Annotated in this window: 20 protein-coding genes; 9 read left to right on the forward strand and 11 right to left on the reverse strand. The window is 57.8% G+C overall.

Annotated features, from left to right (window positions below):
- Positions 1–168: 168 nt before the first annotated feature.
- Both FHX11_RS29585 and FHX11_RS29590 read right to left on the reverse strand, forming a co-directional pair.
- Positions 169–1569, reverse strand: coding sequence for a coniferyl aldehyde dehydrogenase (locus FHX11_RS29585; protein ID WP_246781210.1), 1401 nt, complete (start codon positions 1567–1569; stop codon positions 169–171).
- A 13-nt stretch (positions 1570–1582) separates the two neighbouring features.
- A complete protein-coding gene (locus tag FHX11_RS29590; RefSeq protein WP_246781206.1) occupies positions 1583–2707 on the reverse strand; it encodes an MFS transporter in 1125 nt (374 codons plus the stop codon).
- Between the two features lie 429 nt (positions 2708–3136).
- On the opposite strand from FHX11_RS29590, the gene FHX11_RS29595 reads away from it, so the two are divergent.
- From FHX11_RS29595 to FHX11_RS29635, 9 genes are all read left to right on the forward strand, one after another.
- Complete coding sequence (locus FHX11_RS29595) at positions 3137–4168, forward strand: AraC family transcriptional regulator (protein WP_184364922.1); 1032 nt, start codon at positions 3137–3139, stop codon at positions 4166–4168.
- A gap of 157 nt (positions 4169–4325) precedes the next feature.
- Complete coding sequence (locus tag FHX11_RS29600; protein WP_246781207.1) at positions 4326–5900, forward strand: FGGY-family carbohydrate kinase; 1575 nt, start codon at positions 4326–4328, stop codon at positions 5898–5900.
- Positions 5901–5904: 4 nt separating this feature from the next.
- Positions 5905–6546 (forward strand): class II aldolase/adducin family protein, encoded by a 642-nt coding sequence (locus FHX11_RS29605; protein ID WP_246781208.1) that lies wholly within the window; start codon positions 5905–5907, stop codon positions 6544–6546.
- Between the two features lies 1 nt (position 6547).
- Complete coding sequence (locus FHX11_RS29610) at positions 6548–8008, forward strand: aminotransferase class III-fold pyridoxal phosphate-dependent enzyme (protein WP_184364930.1); 1461 nt, start codon at positions 6548–6550, stop codon at positions 8006–8008.
- Positions 7968–8663 carry a hypothetical protein gene (locus FHX11_RS29615; protein ID WP_246781209.1) on the forward strand — a complete coding sequence of 232 codons (696 nt, stop codon included), beginning with the start codon at positions 7968–7970 and terminating at the stop codon, positions 8661–8663. Before FHX11_RS29610 ends, FHX11_RS29615 begins: the two co-directional genes overlap by 41 nt.
- 62 nt (positions 8664–8725) lie before the next feature.
- Entirely contained in the window at positions 8726–9892 is a 1167-nt protein-coding gene (locus FHX11_RS29620; RefSeq protein ID WP_184364932.1) for an alpha-hydroxy-acid oxidizing protein, read from the forward strand.
- A gap of 175 nt (positions 9893–10067) precedes the next feature.
- Positions 10068–11120, forward strand: a complete 1053-nt coding sequence (locus FHX11_RS29625; protein WP_184364934.1) for an NAD-dependent epimerase/dehydratase family protein — start codon at positions 10068–10070, stop codon at positions 11118–11120.
- Positions 11121–11139: 19 nt separating this feature from the next.
- A complete protein-coding gene (locus FHX11_RS29630) occupies positions 11140–11964 on the forward strand; it encodes an SDR family NAD(P)-dependent oxidoreductase (RefSeq protein ID WP_184364936.1) in 825 nt (274 codons plus the stop codon).
- 100 nt (positions 11965–12064) lie between these two features.
- On the forward strand, positions 12065–12727 hold the full coding sequence (locus FHX11_RS29635; RefSeq protein WP_184364938.1) for an HAD family hydrolase: 663 nt from the start codon (positions 12065–12067) through the stop codon (positions 12725–12727).
- A 238-nt stretch (positions 12728–12965) separates the two neighbouring features.
- Here the strand turns inward: FHX11_RS29635 and FHX11_RS29640 are convergent, their stop codons facing one another.
- The 9 genes from FHX11_RS29640 to FHX11_RS29680 form a co-directional block, all read right to left on the reverse strand.
- Positions 12966–14855, reverse strand: a complete 1890-nt coding sequence (locus FHX11_RS29640) for a sugar phosphate isomerase/epimerase and 4-hydroxyphenylpyruvate domain-containing protein (protein ID WP_184364940.1) — start codon at positions 14853–14855, stop codon at positions 12966–12968.
- A gap of 21 nt (positions 14856–14876) precedes the next feature.
- Positions 14877–15746: an SMP-30/gluconolactonase/LRE family protein gene (locus FHX11_RS29645; protein WP_184364942.1), complete on the reverse strand. Its 870-nt coding sequence runs from the start codon at positions 15744–15746 to the stop codon at positions 14877–14879.
- Entirely contained in the window at positions 15736–16464 is a 729-nt protein-coding gene (locus FHX11_RS29650) for an ABC transporter ATP-binding protein (RefSeq protein WP_184364944.1), read from the reverse strand. The genes FHX11_RS29645 and FHX11_RS29650 overlap by 11 nt, the downstream gene beginning before the upstream one ends.
- A gap of 2 nt (positions 16465–16466) precedes the next feature.
- A complete protein-coding gene (locus tag FHX11_RS29655; RefSeq protein WP_184364946.1) occupies positions 16467–17213 on the reverse strand; it encodes an ABC transporter ATP-binding protein in 747 nt (248 codons plus the stop codon).
- Positions 17210–18190: a branched-chain amino acid ABC transporter permease gene (locus FHX11_RS29660; RefSeq protein ID WP_184364948.1), complete on the reverse strand. Its 981-nt coding sequence runs from the start codon at positions 18188–18190 to the stop codon at positions 17210–17212. Before FHX11_RS29660 ends, FHX11_RS29655 begins: the two co-directional genes overlap by 4 nt.
- Positions 18190–19068, reverse strand: a complete 879-nt coding sequence (locus FHX11_RS29665) for a branched-chain amino acid ABC transporter permease (RefSeq protein WP_184364950.1) — start codon at positions 19066–19068, stop codon at positions 18190–18192. The genes FHX11_RS29660 and FHX11_RS29665 overlap by 1 nt, the downstream gene beginning before the upstream one ends.
- A 56-nt stretch (positions 19069–19124) precedes the next feature.
- Positions 19125–20252, reverse strand: a complete 1128-nt coding sequence (locus FHX11_RS29670) for an ABC transporter substrate-binding protein (RefSeq protein WP_184364953.1) — start codon at positions 20250–20252, stop codon at positions 19125–19127.
- 110 nt (positions 20253–20362) lie between these two features.
- On the reverse strand, positions 20363–21166 hold the full coding sequence (locus tag FHX11_RS29675) for a shikimate dehydrogenase (protein ID WP_184364956.1): 804 nt from the start codon (positions 21164–21166) through the stop codon (positions 20363–20365).
- Positions 21167–21324: 158 nt separating this feature from the next.
- Positions 21325–22269, reverse strand: coding sequence for a LysR family transcriptional regulator (locus tag FHX11_RS29680; RefSeq protein ID WP_184364958.1), 945 nt, complete (start codon positions 22267–22269; stop codon positions 21325–21327).
- Between the last annotated feature and the right edge of the window lie 130 nt (positions 22270–22399).

Here is a 22399-nt window from a genome sequence, read left to right on the forward strand (position 1 = left end):
TCCAGGAAAAGTGCGCAGCGGTTTTCCGTCCGGAATTGCGTGAAAGTAAAGAGATAGAACGGTTTCGCGATTCCATGAAACGCGGAACCGTACCAAGACGGCCCCGGCCCGATCCAAGTTCGTCATGAGCGAATTGATCAAATCCTAGCGGAAGAACCTAATGTCAGTTCAGCCACGGATCATGAACCGTGCCAGGAACTCCGCAACGCGCCCATAGGGCGGCATGGCGAGGCGCGCTGGATTGAGGATCCGCACCTTTGCGATGCCACGCGCATGCGAAAAGCGCTTGAAGCCTTCATGACCATGATAAGCGCCGATTCCGCTTGGGCCAATGCCGCCGAAGGGCAGGTCGTTCTGCGCGATATGGAGAAGTGTGCCGTTGACGGTGACGTTGCCGGAGACGGTGTTCAGAAGTGCCTTCCGCTCGGTGACGCCGTTGTGGGTAAAGATATAGAGCGCCAGCGGGCGCGGCCGCACTCGGATGAATTTCAGCGCGGCATCGAAGTCGTCATAGGGGACGAGCGGCAGGACCGGCCCGAAGATTTCCTCTTCCATCAACAGGCAATCGGCGGGTGGATCGACCACCAGTGTAGGCGCGATATTGAGACCCTTGGCGGACATGGCGATGTCGGCGGTCACGAGTTTGACACCGCGTGCGCGGCATTCCTCGACGCCGCTGAGGAGCCGGCGGTAGGCGCGTTCTCCGACGAGGTTCGAATAATGTTTCTGCGCGGCCTGGCGTGGATAGAAGGCCTCCGCCTGAGCGATAAAGGCTGCGGCGAACGCCTCGAGCTTGCCTCTTTCGACCAGCACGTAGTCGGGGGCGATACAGGTCTGGCCGGCGTTCATCAGCTTGCCGAAGGCGATGTCGCGAGCGGCTTCGCCGACAGGATAATCCGGCGCTACGATCGCGGGCGACTTGCCGCCGAGTTCCAGCGTAAGAGGCGTTAGATGCGCCGCGGCTGACGCCATCACTTTGCGGCCAACGGCGGTCGAACCGGTGAAAATCAGATGGTCGAAAGGGAGGGCGGAAAATGCCGCTGCAATCTCCACTCCACCTTCGGCGACCGCTACCTCTTCGGGCTTGAAATAGTCACCGATAAGCCGGGCAATAAGGGCGGAGCTTTCCGGTAGCAGTTCCGATGGTTTGATCATCGCCCGGTTTCCGGCCGCCAGAATGTCGATGAGCGGTCCAAGCGCAAGCAAAAGCGGATAGTTCCATGGCACCATGATGCCGACCACGCCGAGCGGCTGGTATTGAACCCAGTTCGAAAGCTGGAGGAATTCAATCGATCGTCCTCGGCGCTCGGGCTTCATCCACCGACGCAGATGTGAGCGCGCATGCCTGAGTGCGCCCATCAACGGGGCGATTTCGAGCTGCGTCGTTTCATGATGCGACCTGTGGCCGAAATCCCGCGAAACCACCTCGCAGAGAGCTGTTTGGTTCTCTTTCAACAATCTGCCGATGCGATCCAGGCGGTCGCGGCGTATCGCGAAAGACGGATAGATATCGTCGTCGAAGGCTTCGCGTTGGCGTTTCAGCATGGTCTGAAGGGTATCGATGGTCATATCGGGCAAGATTTCACTCCGCAATTTTGACTGACGCCACCGCCGGAAGGCTTCGATGCAGATGGCCGAAGACCATCGTTCCGCAGATCGCCGCGACGGTAAGCGGCAACAGGCACGACCAAGCGAAGACGCTTGCGCCCGCCTCGGCGAAGACCGGTCCGGCGATCGCCGTGCCGACCGTCGCGCCCATGACGGCGACGACCAGCGTCCGAGACATCAGCGATCCGTCCGAGTCATTTTCAGTCAGGACTCCAGTGACGAACGGCGTCACGATATAGAAGCCTATGTTCACGAGTACCTGCGTGGCGACGAAGACCACCGACGTTAGCATGTTGAATAGGAAATAAATCGACACGGCCATGATCAGGAAACCCGCGAGCACGGCGGGTAGCCGTTTGGTCTTGTCGTGGGTGAAAGAGGGAACAACCGCACCCAGAAAGCCAACCAGTGATGAGGTGGCAAGATAGAAGCCGACCGCGCCATTGCTTAACCCCACTCTCTCGCCCATGTATCCGCAGACCGCCCATTGCCCCCCCTGCACCGCATAGACGAGGAAGACGACAATCATCGAAAGCAGCATCTTGCTGCCGTTCAGCCGGGAATGATGCGTGGCCACGGCCAACGACGGTGAGCGCCTGGCGATGAAAACGAGGAGCGGTGCCATGATGGCGACGAAAGCGGCCAATATGAGGAAGACGGGTGCACCCGCCTCATCCTGGGGCATCACCGACACCACGAAAAGCAACACGCCCATGGCTGAGCCGCCAATCAGGCTAAGCGCTCCCCAATATCGTTCGGCATTGGCGAGCGAGGCGAGTTTCATCGAAACGAGACTGAATAGCGCTCCTTCGCCAAGGCCGGTCGCAAATCGGGCGGCAGCGAGGGTTAACGGGGCCCGGAGCCAGAAGCTGAGCGCTTCGCCGACGACAACCGCGACAAGGCCGCCCAGGGCGACCGCTTGCCATGATTTGAGGGCGAGTTTGGGCAAGAACATCCCGTAGAGAGCAATTCCTGCCAATTCTGCGCTGGCAACGATCGTCGCGGTTGCTTCGTCATAGCCCGCAAGCTTGCTCATCGACAGCACGACGACGGGCATGACCATCGTACCGTTGAGCGCCACCGCATATGCGGCGCTCAAGCCAAGTATCCACAAGAGCATCGTCATTCCCCCAGAGAGGTCGGGTTGCTTTTTGCATACCCATAGTTCCACCATTCTCATTATTGACCGGCCTCTGTGAGGCACGGTGGAGGTCAGAATAGGAGGACGACCTTGTCCGACAAGGGAATTTGGGGCCTCTATAGTGTCATATCCGGCCAACTTGTGTCGCAATCCCTCAATGGTATTTGACGATTATCATACAGATATCGTTTTATTTCATGATCCGCAAAGTTGCGGCCGCTCGTGTCCCTTACGGTGTGCAGTTGCCGAACTGGTTGTCGAGTGGCTTGGAAATCCAGCGCATGATGCCTGCTATTGGTTTGGGGCAACCAGTACCTCGCAGGTAAGACCACGCGCAGGGAGGAAAGGCAGGGGCCACAATAGGAAAGCTCTTTCACAAGGGGTCATATGAAGACAGTCGATGCACGCTACGTCACCGCCAACATTCCTGCGTTTCTGATCCGAAGCCTTGTCGCGACGCTTACGGATTTCGATCTGGACGCTTCTCGATTGACGGCCGGCCTTGGCCTTACCATGGAGGACCTTGCCGATCCCGCTTGTCGGGTTTCCTTTCGCCAGGGGCGTGAAGCGATCCTGCGCGCCCTGAAAATGGCCAAGGGCAAGGCACTAGGGCTTGAAACCGGAATTCGTGAGAAGATCACCTCCGTCGGACTTGTTGGCTATGCGATGCTGACAGCAAATACCGTCGGTGATGCAGTCAAACTCGGCCTCGATCTCCAGAAAGATACGGGAAGTATGCTGGAATTCGACACGAAGGTCTGCCCGGAAGGCGTTGTCGTCACCGCCGCGAGCCGGTTTCACGACCCGGACATATATATTTTCCTGGTGGAGGAGGCTTTCGCGAGCTTCATGGGGATAGCAAGCGGCCTCGTCGGGGAGGAGTTCAAACCGTTCCGGGTCGATCTTGCCTATCCGGCGCCTGCCCATGCGGAGGTTTACCAAAGGGTCTTTGGTTGCGCCGTGCGATTTGGCCAGATGGAAAACGCCTTCGTCTATGATCCTGCCTGGTATAAGCGTCCACTGGTGACGGCTGATCCCTTCGGCCACCGCCAGCTCCTCGAATTTATGGCCTACAATCGGGCGCGAAGCCGCGAGGCTGCGGAAATCATCGAGTCCGTCGAGAGGGTGTTGCGGCAAAAGCTGGAGAGCCGCAATCATATTTCAAAAGTCGCGAGAGCTCTTGGCATGAGCGAACGAACCCTCCGTCGCAGGCTTGCTGAAAGCGGGGTTTCCTTTCAATCGCTTCTCGACGGGCTTAGAAAGAGCCGCGCTCTCGAATTGTTGGCCAATCAGAATATGTCGGTCGAGCAGATCGCATTTGCAGTGGGTTTCTCGGACCCCCACAATTTTCGTCGTGCGTTTCGTCGTTGGACAGGCGCGACGCCCGGCGCACTGCGAGCAGATCTATCTTCTATTTGACCGGAACAGACCCCTAATAGGACAGCTTTGCCGCTACGCAGACGGCACAGGCTTCAAATATCGTCAGCACAATATCCAAAGAAAATGGGGAGCAGCCCAGAGATCTATCTCCGGGCTGCGTGTATAGCGATAGATGCTCAGGTCCGACCAATATATCTTGTCGATTGATCTCGGTACCAGCGGCTGCAAGGTCGGACTGGTTTCGATCACAGGCGATGTCGTGGCCTGGGCCTTTCGGCCGGTTCCGTTGCTAGTGGTGGACACAATCGGGGCCGAACAGGACCCCTTCAAATGGTGGAAGGCTTTCATCGAGGCAGCTCGAGACGTACTAAGCCAGAATGCGGTGCCACGTCAGAATATCGTCGCAATCTGCTCATCAACCCAAGGCGAGGGAACGATCGCCGTCGATTGCGACGGCAATGTGTTGATGAACGCAGTCATCTGGCTCGATATGCGCGGTGCCCGCTATCTGAAAAAGGAAATGCGCGGCGCGCTGAAAGTGGCAGGTTATGATGCGATCAAACTGCAGAAATGGTTGAGGCTCTGCGGCGGGGCGCCGGCATTGTCCGGCAAAGATCCTGCGGGCCACATGCTTCTGATCCGCGATGCGTTCCCCGAAATCTATGAGAAGACCTACAAATTCCTGAATGTTCTGGACTTCTTCAATCTGCGTCTCACCGGTCGCTTCTGCGCCACGCAGGACTCGATCCTTACCTCTTGGGTAACCGACAACCGTAATGTCGATCATATCCGCTACGATGACGGCCTGATCGCCGCAAGCGGCATCGACAAGGCGAAGTTTCCGGATTTGGTACGCTGCACGGATGTTGTAGGAACTCTGCTTCCTTCCGTTGCCGATCTGTTGGATCTCTCGCCGAAAACGCCGGTCGTCGCGGGTGCAATCGACAATTCGGCGGCCGCGATCGGCGCGGGAACGATCGCCGACTACGATACCCATCTCTACATGGGCTCATCCTCTTGGATATCGGCGCACGTCCCCTTCAAGAAGACCAATGTTATGGACCAGATCACCTCTGTTCCTTGTCCAGTTCCATCGAAATATCTGATGATCGCCATGCAATCGAGCGGGGCAAGCAATATCGCGTTCTTGAAAGATCGCATCGTTTTCCATGACGATGGCTTGATCGACTCCGAGCCGACCCCTGACACCTATAGGATTCTCGACGAAATCGCCGCGCGCACTCCCGCTGGTGCCGACGGTATGATGTATCTGCCCTGGCTTTTCGGCGAGCGTTGCCCAGTGGACGATCCGACACTTCGGGCAGGCCTCTTCAATATGAGCATCGAGCACAATCGGGAAACCCTGGTCAGGGCCGTGTTCGAGGGGGTTGCACTCAACACCCGGTGGATGATGAAGCCGGTGACTCGCTTCCTCGGCCGCCGGCCTGAGGAGATCACTATGATCGGCGGCGGCGCGATGTCACATTCCTGGTGCCAGATCTTCGCCGATGTTCTGGGTGTTCGTATCCGCCAGCCGCGTGATCCAGTAAAGGCGAATGCGCGAGGTGCCGCGTTTATCGGCGCCGCGGGTCTAGGTCTTATCAATATCGAGGAAGCTGCGCGCCATGTCGTCATCGACAGGGTCTATGAGCCCGGTGCAACCGCTCATCGGCTCTACGACGAGCGTTTCGGCTTATTTACCGAACTCCATCGGCGCCTGGCGCCACTTTACAAACGTCTGAACGGTTCGAAGGGCAAGGTTCATGGCTAGATTCATGGCTCGGCGGCAGGAGATTGCCGATATGTGCCGCTACTTCGCGGACAATGGCTATTTCGCCGGAACGGGTGGAAATATCGGCGTTCGCGTTGATAACCGGCTGATGGCGGTCACGCCTTCCGCCACCGATTATTACTCCGTGCGGGCAGAAGACGTGGTGATCCTCGACATCGAGACCCTTGACGTCGTGGAAGGCGAGAAGACGCCTACTATCGAAAAGGGGTTGCATGCGCGGATGCTCAGAATGCATCCCGGCCGCAATGCCAGCGTTCATACGCACCAGCCGATCGCAAGCGCGGTCGCGCTTTTGCACGAAATCCTGCCATGGCCTCGGGGAAGCGATCTGAAAACGCTCGGTCCCCACGTCGCCCTCATTCCGTATAAGCCCTCCGGCACCGGAATGCTGGCGAAGGCGTTCGCGAAGGCGCTGCGGCCGGACATCTTTGCCTATCTTCTAGCGAGTCACGGCGTCATCTGCGCAGGGGCCGATCTCAAGACCGCAACCGGCATGATCCGCAAGATCGAAGCGGCGTCCGCCATTCATCTTCGCGATCGCATTAAGAAACGCGTCAACCTCGACAAGCAACTTCAGGCGTTCATTCTGAACATCCTGGACAAGGCTGAGACCAAGGGAGCCTGAAATGAACATGGTAGCTCGCACCCCGGAACTTTCCTATAGCATCAGCGCCTGGCCGGACAACAAGGACCTTATGGACCGATTGAATGCCCTGCTCAAGCAACCGCCACGCGGTATTTCCAAAGCGAACATGCCGAAGGTGCTCGAGTACTTCGAGCAGAAGTGCCAGACCTCCAAGGCGTGGGCCAAACGGGCGGCGGAAGTGATCCCCGGAGGCGTCCAGCATAACCTCGCCTTCAATCATCCGTTCCCGATCGCCGCTGCCAAGGTCGACGGCGCCTACATGTGGGATGCAGACGGCAACCGCTACATCGACTTCCTGCAGGCGGGCGGACCGACGCTTCTCGGTTCCAACTACCTGCCCGTGCGTGAGAAGGCCCACCGATTGATCGACGAATGTGGTCCGGTGACCGGCCTTCTTCACGAATACGAATTCAAACTCGCCGAGATTATCCGGCAATACATGCCGGGCATTGAGATGTTCCGGATGCTGGGGTCCGGTACCGAGGCATGCATGGGCGCGATCCGTCTTGCGCGTGTCTATACCGGCAAGAAATGGGTCATCAAGGTCGGCGGCGACTATCACGGTTGGAGCGACCAGATGGTCTACGGCATGCGCGTGCCGGGCACCGGCCGCCGTGAAGCGACAGGCATTCCGAAGGGCGCCACGGCCCACACCCAGGAAGTCTTCCCTAACGAACTCGGCACGCTGCGCCGCAAGCTGATGCTCAACCGCATCCGTGGCGGAACCGCCGCCGTCATCGTTGAACCGTTAGGTCCCGAAAGCGGCACGCGGCCCGTGACCCCCGAATATAATCGCGAAGTCCGCAAGCTCTGCGACGAGTTCGGCGCACTGCTGATCTTCGACGAGGTCGTTACTGGTTTTCGTGTCGGCATGGGCGGCGCGCAAGGTTATTTCAACGTGAAACCCGACATCACCGTGTTCGGCAAGTGCCTCACAGGTGGCTACTTGATGGCGGGCGGCATCGGTGGGCGCAAGGAAGTCATGATGGCGCTGGTCGGCGGCATCGGAACATCCAGCAAGCGTGCTTTCGTCGGCGGTACTCTCTCTGCCAATCCCTTGTCCTGCGTCGCAGGCTACTATGCGATCGAGGAAATGGCGCGCACGAATGCGCCGCTTCTGGCCGGCCGCGCGGGCGACAGACTTGCCAAGGGATTGAAGGAAATCCTGAACCGGCGCGGCTTGCCCTATGTCGTCTACAACATGGGTTCCATCGTGCATCTCCAGACCTCGGCCGTGCTTCTGATGAGCATGCGCAACCCTATCAAGTTGATGCGGGAGGCCAATGCCCGCAAGCATCTGATGGAGGAAATGGGGGCCGCCTATCTCGCCCATGGCATTCTCACGCTGGCCGGCAGCCGCATCTACACCAGCATGGCTGACACCGACGAGGTGATCGACGATGCCCTTGAACGTTTTGAAGCTGTTTTTCGTCTGGTGTGACATGCTGATGAAAGTCGACAATTCTCACATCGAGGAAGCCCTCGGCCTGGCAGCGGCGAGACTCGCTGGCAAAGGGCTTCTGAAGTCGGGGGACACGCTTTCCCAGCGTATTCCGGAACAGAATTCCTTCGTCCGCGTCCGGATCGATGCCAGGCAGGATGTTCCTGACGTCTTCGAATGGACACGTCTTTCCGAGACGCCCTGGAACTTGCATCACCACATCTATTTGGTGCGGCCCGATGTCGGGGCCATTGCTTCCGGGGGGCTCACCTGGACATCGGCGCTGGCGCGTCTCGACCTGTCGCTGCCGGCGGTCTTTGACGAGCAAGTCCGCCATCTCGGCGTGGAAGCGAAACGAGTGGGAATGCGATCGACGGATGGACCGATGGGAGCCTTTTCAAACGGTGCCAACGCTTATTGTCTTGATGACATGGCCCTCTGCTTTGGTATGGGCCTTGAGCGCCTGCTGCTCAATATCGAGATCCTGGAGAAATGCGCTGAGTGCTTCGTGCTTGCGCAAAGCGCCACGGCCAAGGTCAAGCGCCTTCCATGGCTCGTGAAGTTCATCGCCAACGGACGCCTGAAGAAAGATCAAAAGGACGCCGCTTCACGGCATCTTCGGGGCGAGCGGTCGATCTTGAAAGCCGGATACTGAAGAACCTGGGCGGGGGCAACCGCCCGGTCTCGCATGCATCGTGCCAATGGGAGGAGAAATTTATGTCGCAAAATTTTGGAGACTTTCAAAATGAGATCTATCTTGCCGGGCTGAGCGGCAAGATGCCTCTATTACCGGTGGACTTCGCCACCTTGGAGGAGCAGGCGAAACAGGCAATGTCTCCCTCGGTCTGGAGCTATGTTGCCGGCGGCTGTGGGGATGAATTCACCCAGCGGAACAATGCCGAGGCATTCAACCGCTACGGTATCGTGCCACGCATGTTCAATGGTGCGGCAAAGCGTGATCTGAGCGTTTCTCTGTTCGGCAGGACGTTGTCGGCTCCGGTCTTCCTGTGCCCCATTGGTGTGGTCGGCCTTTGCTCGTCCGACAATCACGGCGATCTCAGAGTGGCCGAAGCGGCAGCGAAGACCGGCGTGCCGATGATGGCGTCAACGCTGTCGCAGGACCCAATGGAGGAAGTGGCCAAGAAGCTTGACGGCACGCCAAGCTATTTTCAACTCTATACGCCGAAAGATCGCGATCTCGCGTTAAGTTTCATTTCGCGAGCAGAAAATGCCGGCTTTGAGGCCCTTGTCGTGACGCTCGATACTTGGGTGACCGGCTGGCGGCCTCGCGATTTGAATTCCGCAAACTTCCCGCAATTGCGAGGCCTCTGCCTCGCCAACTATTTCAGCGATCCTCATTTTCTCAAACGGCTGAAGAAGCCCGTTGCCGAGGACCCGGCAGCGGCCATCCATGAATGGGTGAACATATTTGGCCACATAATGACATGGGACGATCTCAAATGGATGCGGGAGGCGACCCGGTTGCCGATCGTGCTGAAGGGAATTTGCCATCCTGACGATGCGCGCCGTGCCGCCGATGCCGGGATTGACGCCATCCAATGCTCCAACCACGGCGGGCGGCAGGCGAATGGCGGTATCGCGGCCCTTTCCATGTTGAAAGACGTTATCTTCGCCGTTCCGGATATGCCGGTCCTATTCGATTCTGGAGTGCGAAGCGGCACCGACGTCGCCAAGGCTCTGGCGATGGGCGCGGCCGCTGTGGGTATCGGCCGTTCCCACGCTTATGCGCTTGCTGCGGGCGGAACGGAAGGCGTTATCCACCATCTGCGCTCTATCCTGGCGGAGACTGATCTTCTCATGGCCGTGAACGGCTATCCAACGATCGCTGATCTCCGAAGCGCCGGGGTCCGCCAAACCCGCTAACAATGTCTGTTGAAAGGCTCGGCATCTTCGAAGAAGACGGGGCTTTTTGCGCTCTATTGGGGAGGGTCCTTTTCGGCCATTTTTTGATCACCCGAGGCCATGGGAACGGAGACATATTACGGACCGTTTCATTGATCTGGTACAGTAATTTGAATAACGAGAACAGGGGTTCCGAATGCAAGAGACCGTGCTTGTCACCGGCGGGAGTGGTTTTGTCGCCAGCCATCTCATCCTTCAGCTTCTTGAAGCCGACGCGACGGTGCATGCCACGGTCAGGAGCATGCGCAATTCGGACAAGGTGAAACCTCTGACCGACATGCAGGCACGTTTTCCTGGCAAGCTGAAACTGTTCGAGGCAGATCTTCTGAGGTCGGGTTCCTTCGACAGCGCGATGGCCGGCTGCTCGATCGTTTTTCACGTCGCTTCACCTTTCAAGCTGCCGGAAAAAATCAAAGACGGGCAGCGCGAGATGGTGGAACCGGCGCTTCAAGGCACCCGCAATGTTCTCGATAGCGTCAACAGGGTGGAGAGCGTTCGGCGTGTCGTGATGACATCAACGATCGGTGCCATCTTCGGTGATTACATCGACGTCCGGTCGATGAGGAATAACACGGTCGCCGAGGAATACTTCAACACCTCAAGCAACGTTCACAACAACCCCTACCATTACTCCAAAGTCGTGGCGGAAAAGGAGGCCTGGAAGATCAACAGTGAGCAAAGCCGCTGGAGCCTGGTGACGATCAATCCCGGAATGATCCTTGGTCCATCCCTGACACCGGCGTCGGAATCTGGCTCCCTCTTCCTACTCGACGAAATGTTCAAGGGCTACTTTTTCTATGGCATGCCCGATCTCAGTTTGGCCTGTGTTGATGTTCGGGAGGTGGCGAAGGCCCATATCCGGGCGGCGCTGAACTTGGACGCCAAGGGACGCTATATCCTCTCGGAGGACCGCACCCGGACCTTTCTGGAAATCGCAGGCTATGCCCGCCGATTTCATCCGAAGCCCTTTCTCCTGCCGTCCTGGCAGATTCCCAACCTCGTCGTTCGGATTATCGGCCCCTTGTTCGGTCTGACGCAAGAGTACATGACGAACCATCTGGGAATTCGCTTCGCTCTCGACAATGCTCGTAGCCGGAAGGAGCTTGGTATCGTCTACCGGCCGTTCGAGCAGACGATGGCGGACCACTATTGCGGCTGGGCGGAACAGCGTCGAGCCAAGGCGGCCTGATCAAGACGAGGGATCAACCATGCAATTCTCGGGAAAGATCATTCTGATCGTCGGCGCCTCCTCCGGCATGGGGCGGGTCTTGGCCCGAAGGCTGGCCGGCGAAGGCGCAAAGGTTATCGTCACCGCGCGGCGCGAACCGATGCTCATCAAGTTGGCGGAAGATATCCGCAACGCCGGCGGCGAATGTTGGCCGATAGCCGCCGATGCGAGCGATACCACGGCTGCCGAAAATGTTGTGAAAGCCGTGGTCGAACGCTATGGCCGCATCGATATGGCCTATCTCAACGCCGGCGGCGCACCGGCTCTTGACATGCGGCTGATGGACGCCGGCGACGTCAACGCCTATATGCGTTCGAATTACGACGTCGTCGTCAACTACCTCTTCCCAATCCTGAAGCAGATGATGCGGCAGGGCGGTGGCCATGTGGCGCACACCAATTCGCTGGCCGGCTTCCTGGGAGTGCCGCTTCAGGGGCCTTATTCGGCGGCAAAGGGTGCGGCGATACTGTTGATCGACACATGCCGGATCGAGTTTGCCCGTTATGGCATCAAGTTCACGACGGTGTATCCGGGTTTCGTGGCCACCGAAGCAACCGCCAACGACGGCATGCCAGCGCCGCTCGAAATTTCGGCGGAGAAGGCCGTCGACCATATCATGTACGCACTTAGAAACGAGAAGGTGGACTATCTATTTCCCTTTGTCATGCGCTGGCTTATCCGGCTAGCGCATATTCTACCAAAACCCGTAATCCTTTGGATTCTACGCAAGTCGATGCCCGAACTGCCCGATGTCGAGAAGGGGGCATCGACCTCCGACCAAATCGGCGTTGCTTCGAAAGCATAGTTATGCCGGGTCGGAAATCTAACGCTACGTTTGGGTTGAGACTGACTGTGAAGAGCTAGCGTGTCTATTCAAGAATCTGAGATGAGGGCTATGCATCAATATGCAGGAATTGAAGTCTGCCGTTTTTGACCTTGATGAAACACTGCTCAACTGGGATTCAACAGCAGCTTGGATTCTTGGCCGGGTGACACGATCCTATTTGCGCTTCGTGCTATCAGCGTTGGCCTTGCCTTTCGCTGGCCCCTTGATTCTGTCCCCGCAGTCTCGTCGCTGGGGAACGACGGTCTTTCTCTGGATCGCCACTTTTGGGCTCTCCGAACGCGCCTTGAAGAGTTCTTTCGAGTGCTTCGCGGACAAGGTCAAATCGGGCGAACAGTCAAGGGTGGCTTGGCATGACAAAGGCTTGGCTGAACTTCGACGTTATTTAGATGAAGGCGGTCGGGTCGCAGTGGCAACGGGAGCGCCGCTCTGGATCGCCGCTCCACTGCTTGCTCGCATTGATGGCCGGATCACAGTTGCCGGATCCAAATTGCATCGCTTTCTCGGTGGTTGGATTCTCGGTGACCATTGTCGCCATGAGCGAAAATGCAAAGCACTCCGCGTCATTGGGTTTGAGGAGAGCTGGTCTGCGGCTTACACGGATAGCTTTGATGATCTGCCAATCCTGCGCAAAGCGAGAAGTGCATTTGCCGTGAATGCATCGGCCAAGACGAGAAAGAAGCTCGACGATAGCGGATTGTCTGTTCGATATCTGAACTGGTGAAGCGTTCATCTACATCGGCAAATACTGGGATGGCCTTTGCCGCATCCGCTCATTTGGAGCTCGGCCCGCACCACCAGCCAGAAATCAGTATGGCATGCAAACCGGACATCACAATCCAGGTGGGATCGTGACACCCGAGAGCCATCCAAATCAAGGCTTCGTCGCCCCGCCTGGGTCGGAAACCTTGTCGGACTTGCCATGCGGCACCTATTGAGATGAGACCGTCGGACGAATCTCGTCAGGCTTTCGGCAGCCCTTCGGGGCGAAGGCGCTTCCTCAGTGCCGCGATCCGGAATGGTGCATTTGCGGCGCCGTATCCTCGGTAGGCATGTCTTTCGACCAGCTCGAAGAAGAACCCTTCCCCGTACGTTGTACTGTAGAGCTGGAAATACTCTCCGTCGTCGTCCCTGTCATAGAGAATGTTCTCCGCCCTGAGACGGTCCGTAAATTCCGGTTCGAGTCCAAAGCGTGCCTCAACGTCCCCGTAGTAGTTCGGCGAGATGACCAGCGGCTTGAAGCCGTTCTGCCTCAGAGCGCTGGCTGACGCGAAGATGTCGCTAGTCTGGAACGCGATGTGCTGGATGCTCGAGCCGAACTTCTCAGCCATGAAGTGGCCTGCGAGGGTCCGTCGGTTTTCAGCGCCGTTTAAGGTGATCCGCAAGGAACCCGTGGTATTCGCAACGACCTGGCTACGCACAACGCCGCCGGGATCGATGATATCGACCATCGGGGTCTTCTCCGTGTCAAAGATCGACGTGTAGAAAAGCAGCCATGACAACAAGTCTTCGTAGGGAACTGTCTGCGCGATATGGTCTATAGTCACTAAGCGCACATCCGCTATGGCCGCATGGTCCTCTTCGACGGGGACGAAGTCAATCTCGTCGAAATGTCCAAGCTTGCCGTTGTCGTCCAACAGATAGACGACACCACCACCGATGTCACGAATGGCAGGAATCTCGACCTCTCCAGCAACGACTGCCTGGCTGAAGGGTTCAGCCCCGAGCGCGACTGCTCTTCGCATGGCGGCAGCCGCATCGTCTACCTTGAGGGCGACTGCATATGCCGATGTGCCGTGAACCGCAAAGGAGGCATTGGCGAAGCCCTTGTCTTCGCTGTTTACGATCAAGCGGATGTCTCCCTGCCGATAAAGCGAGACATGCTTCGAGCGATGAACGGCAGTCTTTCGGAACCCGAGTGTCCAAAGGATTCCGTCAAGATCCGCCGCGTCGTCTTGATCGGCAGTAAATTCCACGAAGCCGACACCGTTCACCTTGGCTCGGGCGGGCATGGCGGACGCAGAAGCGCCGGTATCCTTGTCCCGGCCGATCTGGTCTGCCAGATAAATCAGTGAACGATAGCCATCTGCCGCAATCGCCCGTGTGGAGCCACCACGAAACTGATCGTTGAAAATCTCGAGGGAGAAGTAGCCGTCATAGCCGGTATCCGACACCGCCTTGGCGAAGGCCGCTACCGGTAGGTCACCCTCACCGGGCATGCAGCGGAAATGCCGGCTCCAGTACAGGAGATCCATACCAATAAGCGGCGCGTCCGCCAGTTGAACGATAAATATCTTCTCCTTCGGAATCGATCGGATCGAATTGATGTCGATCTTCCGCGATAGGGTATGGAAGCTGTCTAGGACAAGTCCAATAGCGTTATGATCCGCACGACGTACGATTTCCCAAGCGTCCCGGTGATCGTTGATGTGGCGTCCCCAGGCCAGCGCTTCGTACCCAACGCGAAGCCCGCGCTTGGCGGCCCGCTCTCCGAGCTCGTGGAAGTCTTCCGCCGCTCTGTCGATTCCTCCGAGGGAGGCTGTAGAGACGTTCGAACACACGAGCAGAAGATCAGTGCCAAGCTCCTGCATGATGTCGAACTTGCGTTCGGCTCGGTCGAACGTCCGCTGCCGGAACGCGTGCGGCATTCCTTCGAAGTCACGGAATGGCTGGAATAGCGTGATTTCCAAGCCGCTGTCGCGAGCCATCCGGCCGACATCAGCCGGACTGCCGTCGAACGCAAGAAAATCGTTCTCGAATATTTCAACGCCCGAGTATCCCGCCTTGGAGATCGCAGTAAGCTTGTCCGGAAGCTCGCCGCTTATCGACACCGTAGCTATTGAAGTCTTCATCGAACCGTCTCCCGCAGTTGTTCAGATTGACGTGCGCCATTCGGGTCTTCCCCGCACGCCGACATCGAGGACGAGGGTATGCCCTGCGAGCGGCTGGTGACTACACTCCTCCGCAGAAAGTGGTTCGGACGCGGACGTCACGAATAGCTTGTCGAAGTCTTTACCTCCGAAACAGCAGCACGTCGGATAGGTAAACGGCAGATTGATCTCCTGAGATATTTGTCCGTCCGGTGCAAAGCGCACCAGTCTCCCCCCGGCGTATTCGGCGTTCCAGATATGGCCCTCGCTATCTAGGCAGCTTCCGTCCGGCCGCGCCGGCGCCTGGGTTCTTGCAAACAGCCGTTCGTCGCCAAGAGTGGAGTTCGCCGCATCGTAGTCCCGAACCCAGATCGCATACGCGCGCGTATCGGCGTAGTAGGCGCGTCCGAGGATTTCATCGAATGCGAGACCGTTCGGAATTGCAAGGTCGCCCCTGATCCGCTCGACGCCAAGTTCTGGATCTACGCGATATATTGCTCCCACCGGGGCATAGTCTGCCTCCCTCAGTGTCCCAATCCAGAAGTTGCCCGCCCAGTCGACGCGACCGTCGTTTTTACGATGGCCTATCGCGTCCGGTTCCGGATCCATGAGGAATTGCTGATCCCCGGTTTCCGGATCATATGAATATAGGCCGTCGTCGCAAGCGAGAACGAGGCCTCCTCTGGACCGTAGCGCCACCGATCCTATACGTCGCGCCGTCACCGGATGATCCTTGCAAACCTTCGCCGCGGGATCGTAGCTCCAGAGCTTCGGCGCGAGGACGTCTACCCACCAGAGTCTTTCGGTATGTTCGCACCAGATCGGGCACTCTCCAAGCCTTGCCCGTGGCGAGTCGACAACCTCATACGGCATTTGCGGCCTCGATATGCCCGCCTAGGAATAACTGCCCGACCTTGGGATCGGCGAGAAGATTCGTCGCCTTGTCATGCATTCGGGTCTGTCCAAGCTCGAGAACGAGGCCATAGTCCGACATCGCCAGCGCAGCCTTTGCGTTTTGTTCGACCATCAGGATTGTCGCGCCCTGATCCCGCAATCTGAGCAGCGTCTGGAAGACCTCCTGAACGAGATTCGGTGACAGACCGATTGAAGGCTCGTCGATCAGGATCAGTTTGGGGTCCAAGAGGAGTGCGCGAGCCACTTCCAACTGCTTCTGCTGGCCTCCGGAAAGTTCGATCGCCTTCTTGCCGCTGTATTTCCGCAACATCGGAAATTGGTCCATGACCATGTCGATACGCTTGCGAACGATCGTCTGGTCGCTTGCCGTGATCCCACCGAGTTCCAGATTATGGTAGACGGACAATTGCGGAACGACGTTTCTGCCCTGCGGCACATAGGTTACCCCGTGGCCGATCATCTGCCTTGGCGTCTGTCGGGTCACATCCTGGCCATCGAGCAGAATCTGTCCGGAATGGATGTTTAAAAGTCCGAAGATTGCCTTGAACACTGTCGACTTTCCCGCACCGTTCGGGCCGATCACTGTCGTGATCGAAGCCTTTGGTATCGTGAAGGTGACGCCGTTCAGAATGGTGATCTTCCCGTAGCCGCCATAGATGTTTTTCAGTTCAAGCATGATCAGCCTCCAAGATACGCGTCGATGACGGTTTGATTGGATCGGATCTCGTCGGGACTGCCTTCGGCGATGATGCTGCCTTCGGCCAGAACGATAATGCGCGAGCACAGGCTCATGACGAATTCCATATTGTGCTCGATGACCACGAAGGTCGTCCCATGCGCCGCGTTGTAGGCAACAAGCCTGTCCTTCAGGTTTGCCAGCATAGTAAGATTGACACCGCCGGCAGGCTCGTCGAGGAGTACAAGACTAGGGCCTGCCATGAACGCCATCGCAGCGTCCACCAGCTTCTGCTGACCATACGACAAAGATCCCGCCAGTGTGTCGCGCAGATGGTTCAGGCGAAAGAAGGAGATCATCTTGTCCGCCTCTTCGGTGAGACCCGCGTCGCCCGGTCCGAAAAGGCGTGAGAGCATAGTCCCATGATGTTCCTGGCCTGCGAGGATAATGTTGTCCAGCACTGACATTTTTGGAAAGACGGACAACTGCTGAAACGTGCGACCGACGCCGAGCTTGTTAAGGTCGGACGCGCGCATTCCAGAGACACCCCTGCCATTGACCGACACGTGCCCGGAATCTGGAGTGAGTTGGCCCAGAATGCAGTTGAAAAGCGTTGACTTGCCCGAGCCGTTCGGCCCGATAAGCCCGAGAATCTCGCCCTTGTTCACTTCGAACGATACGCCGTCCACGGCGCGTATGCCGCCGAAGCTCTTGGTGATCTCGTTGACGGTTAGGATTGGAGCGTTCATTTCAGTCGGGCTCCTTCGGCCATGTCTGCTCGTACCTGCTGCTTGGGCCAGATTTTGTTCCTGACGCGGGCTCCGATACCGATCAGACCCGATGGTACGAAGACGAGCATTACGATGACCAGACCGGAATAGATGATGAGATAGTATCCTTCGGTAAAACGAAGCAACTCGGGCAACAGGATCACCACACCGGCTCCCAGCAAGGGTCCAAAATAGTAGCCCGCTCCGCCTACAATCACCATGAGGAGGATACGCAGTGAATGGGCCAACGCAAACGATCCGGGCTCGATGAACTGCACGAGCGGCGTGATTAGGGAACCTGCAAGGCCGCCGTAAGCGGATCCGATGGCGAAAGCCAAGAGCGTGATGCGACGGGTGTCGACGCCGAGACTTTCAGCACGAACCGGGTTTTCGCGAAGGGCTTTGAAGGCTCTGCCCCATGGGGACCTCACGATGCCCCACATCACAAGCGCGGCAATGACCGCGACACAAAGCGTGAAATAGTAGAACGGCAAGCTTTTTGTCGCGGCGAATAAGCCAAACGAAGGTCGCGGCATGCCAGAAAGTCCGATGCTTCCTCCGGTCAGCCAGTCCTCGTTGCGCAGCACCAGAAAGACGAGCGTGTTGAAGGCAAGCGTCACGAAGGCAAGGAAATGGCCTTTTACGCGCAGAGCCGGATATCCGAGAACGAGACCGACGACGAAACACGCGACGACTCCAACCGGCATCGCCAACAGCCAGTGCCATCCCGCGAGAGTCAGCAGTGCGGTGATGTAGGCGCCGATCGCCATGAACGAAGCCTGCGCCAAGGAGATTTGACCAGCATAACCCAGGGTCAGGTTCAGCCCCATGGCCGCGATCGTGAAGATGAGCCATGACGTCAGCACGTAGATGATGTAGTTCCCCTGTCCCAGAGGCGCTGCGATTGAAACTGCCAGGAGCGCAACGATCGCTAGTAGACGAATGCGCGGGTTCATCAGACGGTCCTCCCTTCGGACGTTCCCATGATGCCCTGAGGCCTTACGAGAATGATGATGATGAGCAGAACCAGCGGAAGAGCTGCACGATACTGCGCGGTCACATAGGCTGCGGTAAGATTATCGAGAACCCCGATGAGCAAGCCTCCGACCAGAGCGCCGCGAATCTGATTGAAGCCGCCGACAATCGCCGCGATGAAAGCGATCAGTCCGAGCGTTTCGCCGTTCGAGAACTTGGCGAGGTAGACGGGCGTGATCAGATATGAGGCGAGTGCCGCCAAGGCTGCGTTGATGAGGAAGGTGTATAGGATCATCCTCTTGACATTCACCCCGAGAATCTCCGCGACAGCGGGGTTCTGGGCGGTTGCCTGCATGCTTCGTCCGGTGCGTGTACGATTGAGGAACAAGGTTAGGAGAATGACGATGCACAGGCAGAGAACCAGGTTCAGGATGTCTTGTAGAGACAATGCCGCACCGAAAACGTTGATCGGATCGTTCGGGAAGAGCGCAGGAAATGGCTGAGCCTCCGCCGAATAGAGCTCCTTTACGCTTTCCTTGAGGAAGATACCGAGCGCCATCGTGGCGATGATCAAGGTTATTCCTCCGTGGGGAAGGATAGGCTCGACCATGAGCTTCTTGAACGCATACCCTAGAATAAGGAGTGACAGGAGCAGCCCGATTAGCAATGCCATCCAGAACGGCATGCCTAGGAAGGTCATGCAGGCGAGCACAAGGAAGGCCGGCAGCATAACAAACTCGCCCTGGGCAAAATTGACGGTCTGGGCCGCTTGCCAGACGAGGGTGAAGCCGATCGCTACGAGCGCGTAGATGGACCCGGTCGCAAGGCCGGATAGCAGAACTTGCAGAAATTGAGACATCGTTTCGTTCTCTCGATGGCCGCGGCCGGCGAGCAGCCGCGGCTTGCCAGTACCTTTTAGTTGGCTGCAACTTTGCCGATCACGACCGCCTTGCCATCCTTCACCTGAACCATGAAGCTCGGCCGGGAGACTTCGCCATGCTCGTCCCAGCAAGTGTCGAGAAGGATATTGGGGTGGTCCGCGGCCTTGAGGCAAAGACCGTGCATCTTGTCAGCGAATGCTTCGCCATCGATCTTTCCAACTTCCTCCGCAACATATTTGGTTGTCCATGTCGCGATGTAGCCCTTGATGGCGTCCTGGATTGGCTTTCGACCGTACTTCGCCTGGAACTTATCGCCCAGCGGCTTGATTTCCGGAGCTTCGATCGTCAGACCGACATGGGCGATTGCGCCTTCGGCGGCAGGCCCTGCCAAATCGATGACCTTTTGGTCGTTGAGGGTGACTTCTCCGATCAATGGTACGGCGACAGTCTGCTTGCGTGCCTCGACCAGGAAACGGGCCGACTCCTCCTGGTTCATGTAGACGAACACGGCGTCGGGATTGGCTTGCTTCAGCTTGGCGACGTCTGCTGCGTAGTCTGCCTGCCCCTGTTCTGAGGCGACGTCCGCAACGATCTCGACCCCCGCCTTCTTCATCTCGGCGACGAAGACGTCGTGGCCGCCCTTTCCGAACTCGTTGTTCACCCAGGCGACGGCGACTTTCTCCGCTTTGAGGGTGTCGGTGAAATATGGGACCAGAGCCGGGATGCCCTTCTGAGACCCTGCGGACGTCCTGAAAACGAAACCGTTGCCTTTCTGCGTGATGCTTGGCGCCTCCGATCCGACAAACTGCGGAATGCCGTTCTGCTGCGCCACCAGCATGTTCACCATCGTCGATCCTGAATAAATCGTCCCAAGGATGACGGCCGCGCCTTCGTCGATCGCCTTCGTAACGAGCGCACGGGACACCTGCGGATCGGTCTGGGTGTCGTATTCATCGATCTGGACTTTCTTGCCAAGAATGCCGCCCTGTGCGTTAATTTCCTCGGCAGCCAGCTTGACGCCATCGCGCCAGTTTGTGCCAGACGGCGCCCCTGCGCCGGACAGCTCCGAGACCATTCCGAGCTTGATCACGTCTTCGGCGTTGGCAACGCCTATGGTGGCCATCAGCGCGGTCGTCATTGCGAGCATTTGCTTGCGATACATGGAGTCCTCCCTTGTACACTAGGCCGGGTTGTCGAGGCGCTGTCTCCCTGAAGCGCCGCCCAGTCTCTCCTCATCGGGAGACAAAATCAGTCACTCTTCGAACAGGCCCATCAGTCTGTCCAGCCCGCTAGAAGGAAGTCCACAAGCGTCGCGGCCTGGGCGTCGAACATTCCTGCGCCGGTCATCGTCGAACACCCGATCTTGCGGGCCTCCTCGATCAATCTCGGGACTTCCGGCTTGGTGACGACGCAGGCCACGAACTGAGTCGGCTCCAGGCGCGCAACGTCGATCGGGAGAGGATCGCTTTGCCTCATCCCGAGCGGTGTCGCATTCGCAACGAGGTCGAAACCCGACGGATCGCGACTGCCGATCGCTACTTTCCCAGGATAAGTCTCCTCGAGTTTAGCTACGACGCTATCTCGGCGGAAATTGTCGATGTCATGAACAGCGAGCTTGGACGCTCCTCGTTTCAATATCTCAAGCGCGATCGCCGATCCCGCGCCGCCGCATCCGACGAGAAGCGCCGTTCGCCCCTTTACCGAGAAGCCCTCTGCTTCGATACCGTCAAGGTATCCCAATCCGTCGGTGTTATCTCCATGCCAGCCATCCTGCGTGCGAGCGACCACATTGACCGCCCCAACGAACGCCGCCCGTTCCGTCACTGTTGTGCAAAAGGAAAGGGCTGCCTGCTTGTGAGGGATTGTCACGAGCGCTCCACCCATGTTGCGAACTGGATGAAGTGCCTCGAATAGGCCTCGGAGATCGCGATTGGCAACATGCATCGGCACAACGATCGCGTCCTCGCCGCGCTCAACCAGCATTCGACTCACGACGGTCGGCGAACGGACTTGAGCTATAGGGTCCCCGACAACGGGGAAGATGCGTGTGTTTCCCGAGGGAATAAACCCGGTCATGTTTCATTCCAGATGGTTGACGGGCAGGGAACCGATGCGGTGCGCACGACAAAGATGAGCGCTCTGCAGGGCACGCCTCCCCAGGCCCCGGTATCGAAATGAAATCTAACTGATGTAGTGGATAATATCGCCTACCTTTTTCTGCATGTTGCATAACATCATGTTACGGTTCGGCCCTGTATCGTCTTTGGCGCCTTGGCATTCGACGCGTAGGTGCTGGCAAGGACCATCTCTTCGCGCAAAAGCTTTCGAAAATGCTCGGCAAAAGCGGAGAGCGGGAGGTCGTTCCTGTAGGCGACGTAAGTGTGGAATGCCGTGTCTGCTTCGATCTCGATGCTTTTCAGACCGCGTACAACGTTGTGTGCGACTGTGAACTCGTCGATGATCGCGATCCCAAGCCCGGCGGCAACAAGGCTGCACACCGTCGTACCGAAACGAGCTTTGACATTCATCTGGTAGTCGATGCCGCTCTTTGTGAACATCGCCGCCATGATTGCACCGTACGGATCCTTCGGATTGATGCCGATGAGCGGATGTCGTGCCATTTCTTCCGGCGTTATCGTCGCTCTTGCTGCGAGCGGGCTGTTCTCAGGGACGATGCACGTTAGTCTTCCGCTCGCAAGAAGCTCGAATTCGATAAGGGGGTGGTCGAAGCGAGAAGATATCGCCACCAACTCACCACGACCTAGGAGCAGATAGTCTATCGCTTCTTCTATCTTCAGGATGTTGATGTCGAGAGCGAGTTCTGGATAGCGTTGCCGCAAACGCGCGATTGCCCTGGGCACCATGACGTTGGCAATGCTTGGTACCGATGCAATGCAAAGCTCCTGGCTGTTGCCACGTCCGAGGCCGGCGACGGCGGTCTGCAGATCGTCGATCTTGCGATGCACGGTGTCCAGCAGATCAAAGATGTTTCGCGCTTGGGGCGTGGGGACGTAGCGCCCTGCGCGTCGGTCGAACAATCGGACTCCGAGCGAGTCCTCGGTATATTTCATCAGACGGCTGAGCCCCGGCGCCGAAACATTGAGCAGCCGTGCCGCGCCGGCGATGCTGCCGGTGACCATTATTGCTCGGATGACCTCGATTTGGCGCAATGTAAGCATTTCGGAACACCGCCTGCTTTTGGAGAATGGGGGGGAGACGATGCTATCGAAACAATGCCGATGTCAAAGGGTCGGCTTGCCCCACTGTCATTGGACCATGGGGTTTCGGGACCAGACGCCACCGGGCCGA

The sequence above is a fragment of the Rhizobium sp. BK602 genome, assembly GCF_014195095.1.
Taxonomy (GTDB): Bacteria; Pseudomonadota; Alphaproteobacteria; order Rhizobiales; family Rhizobiaceae; genus Rhizobium.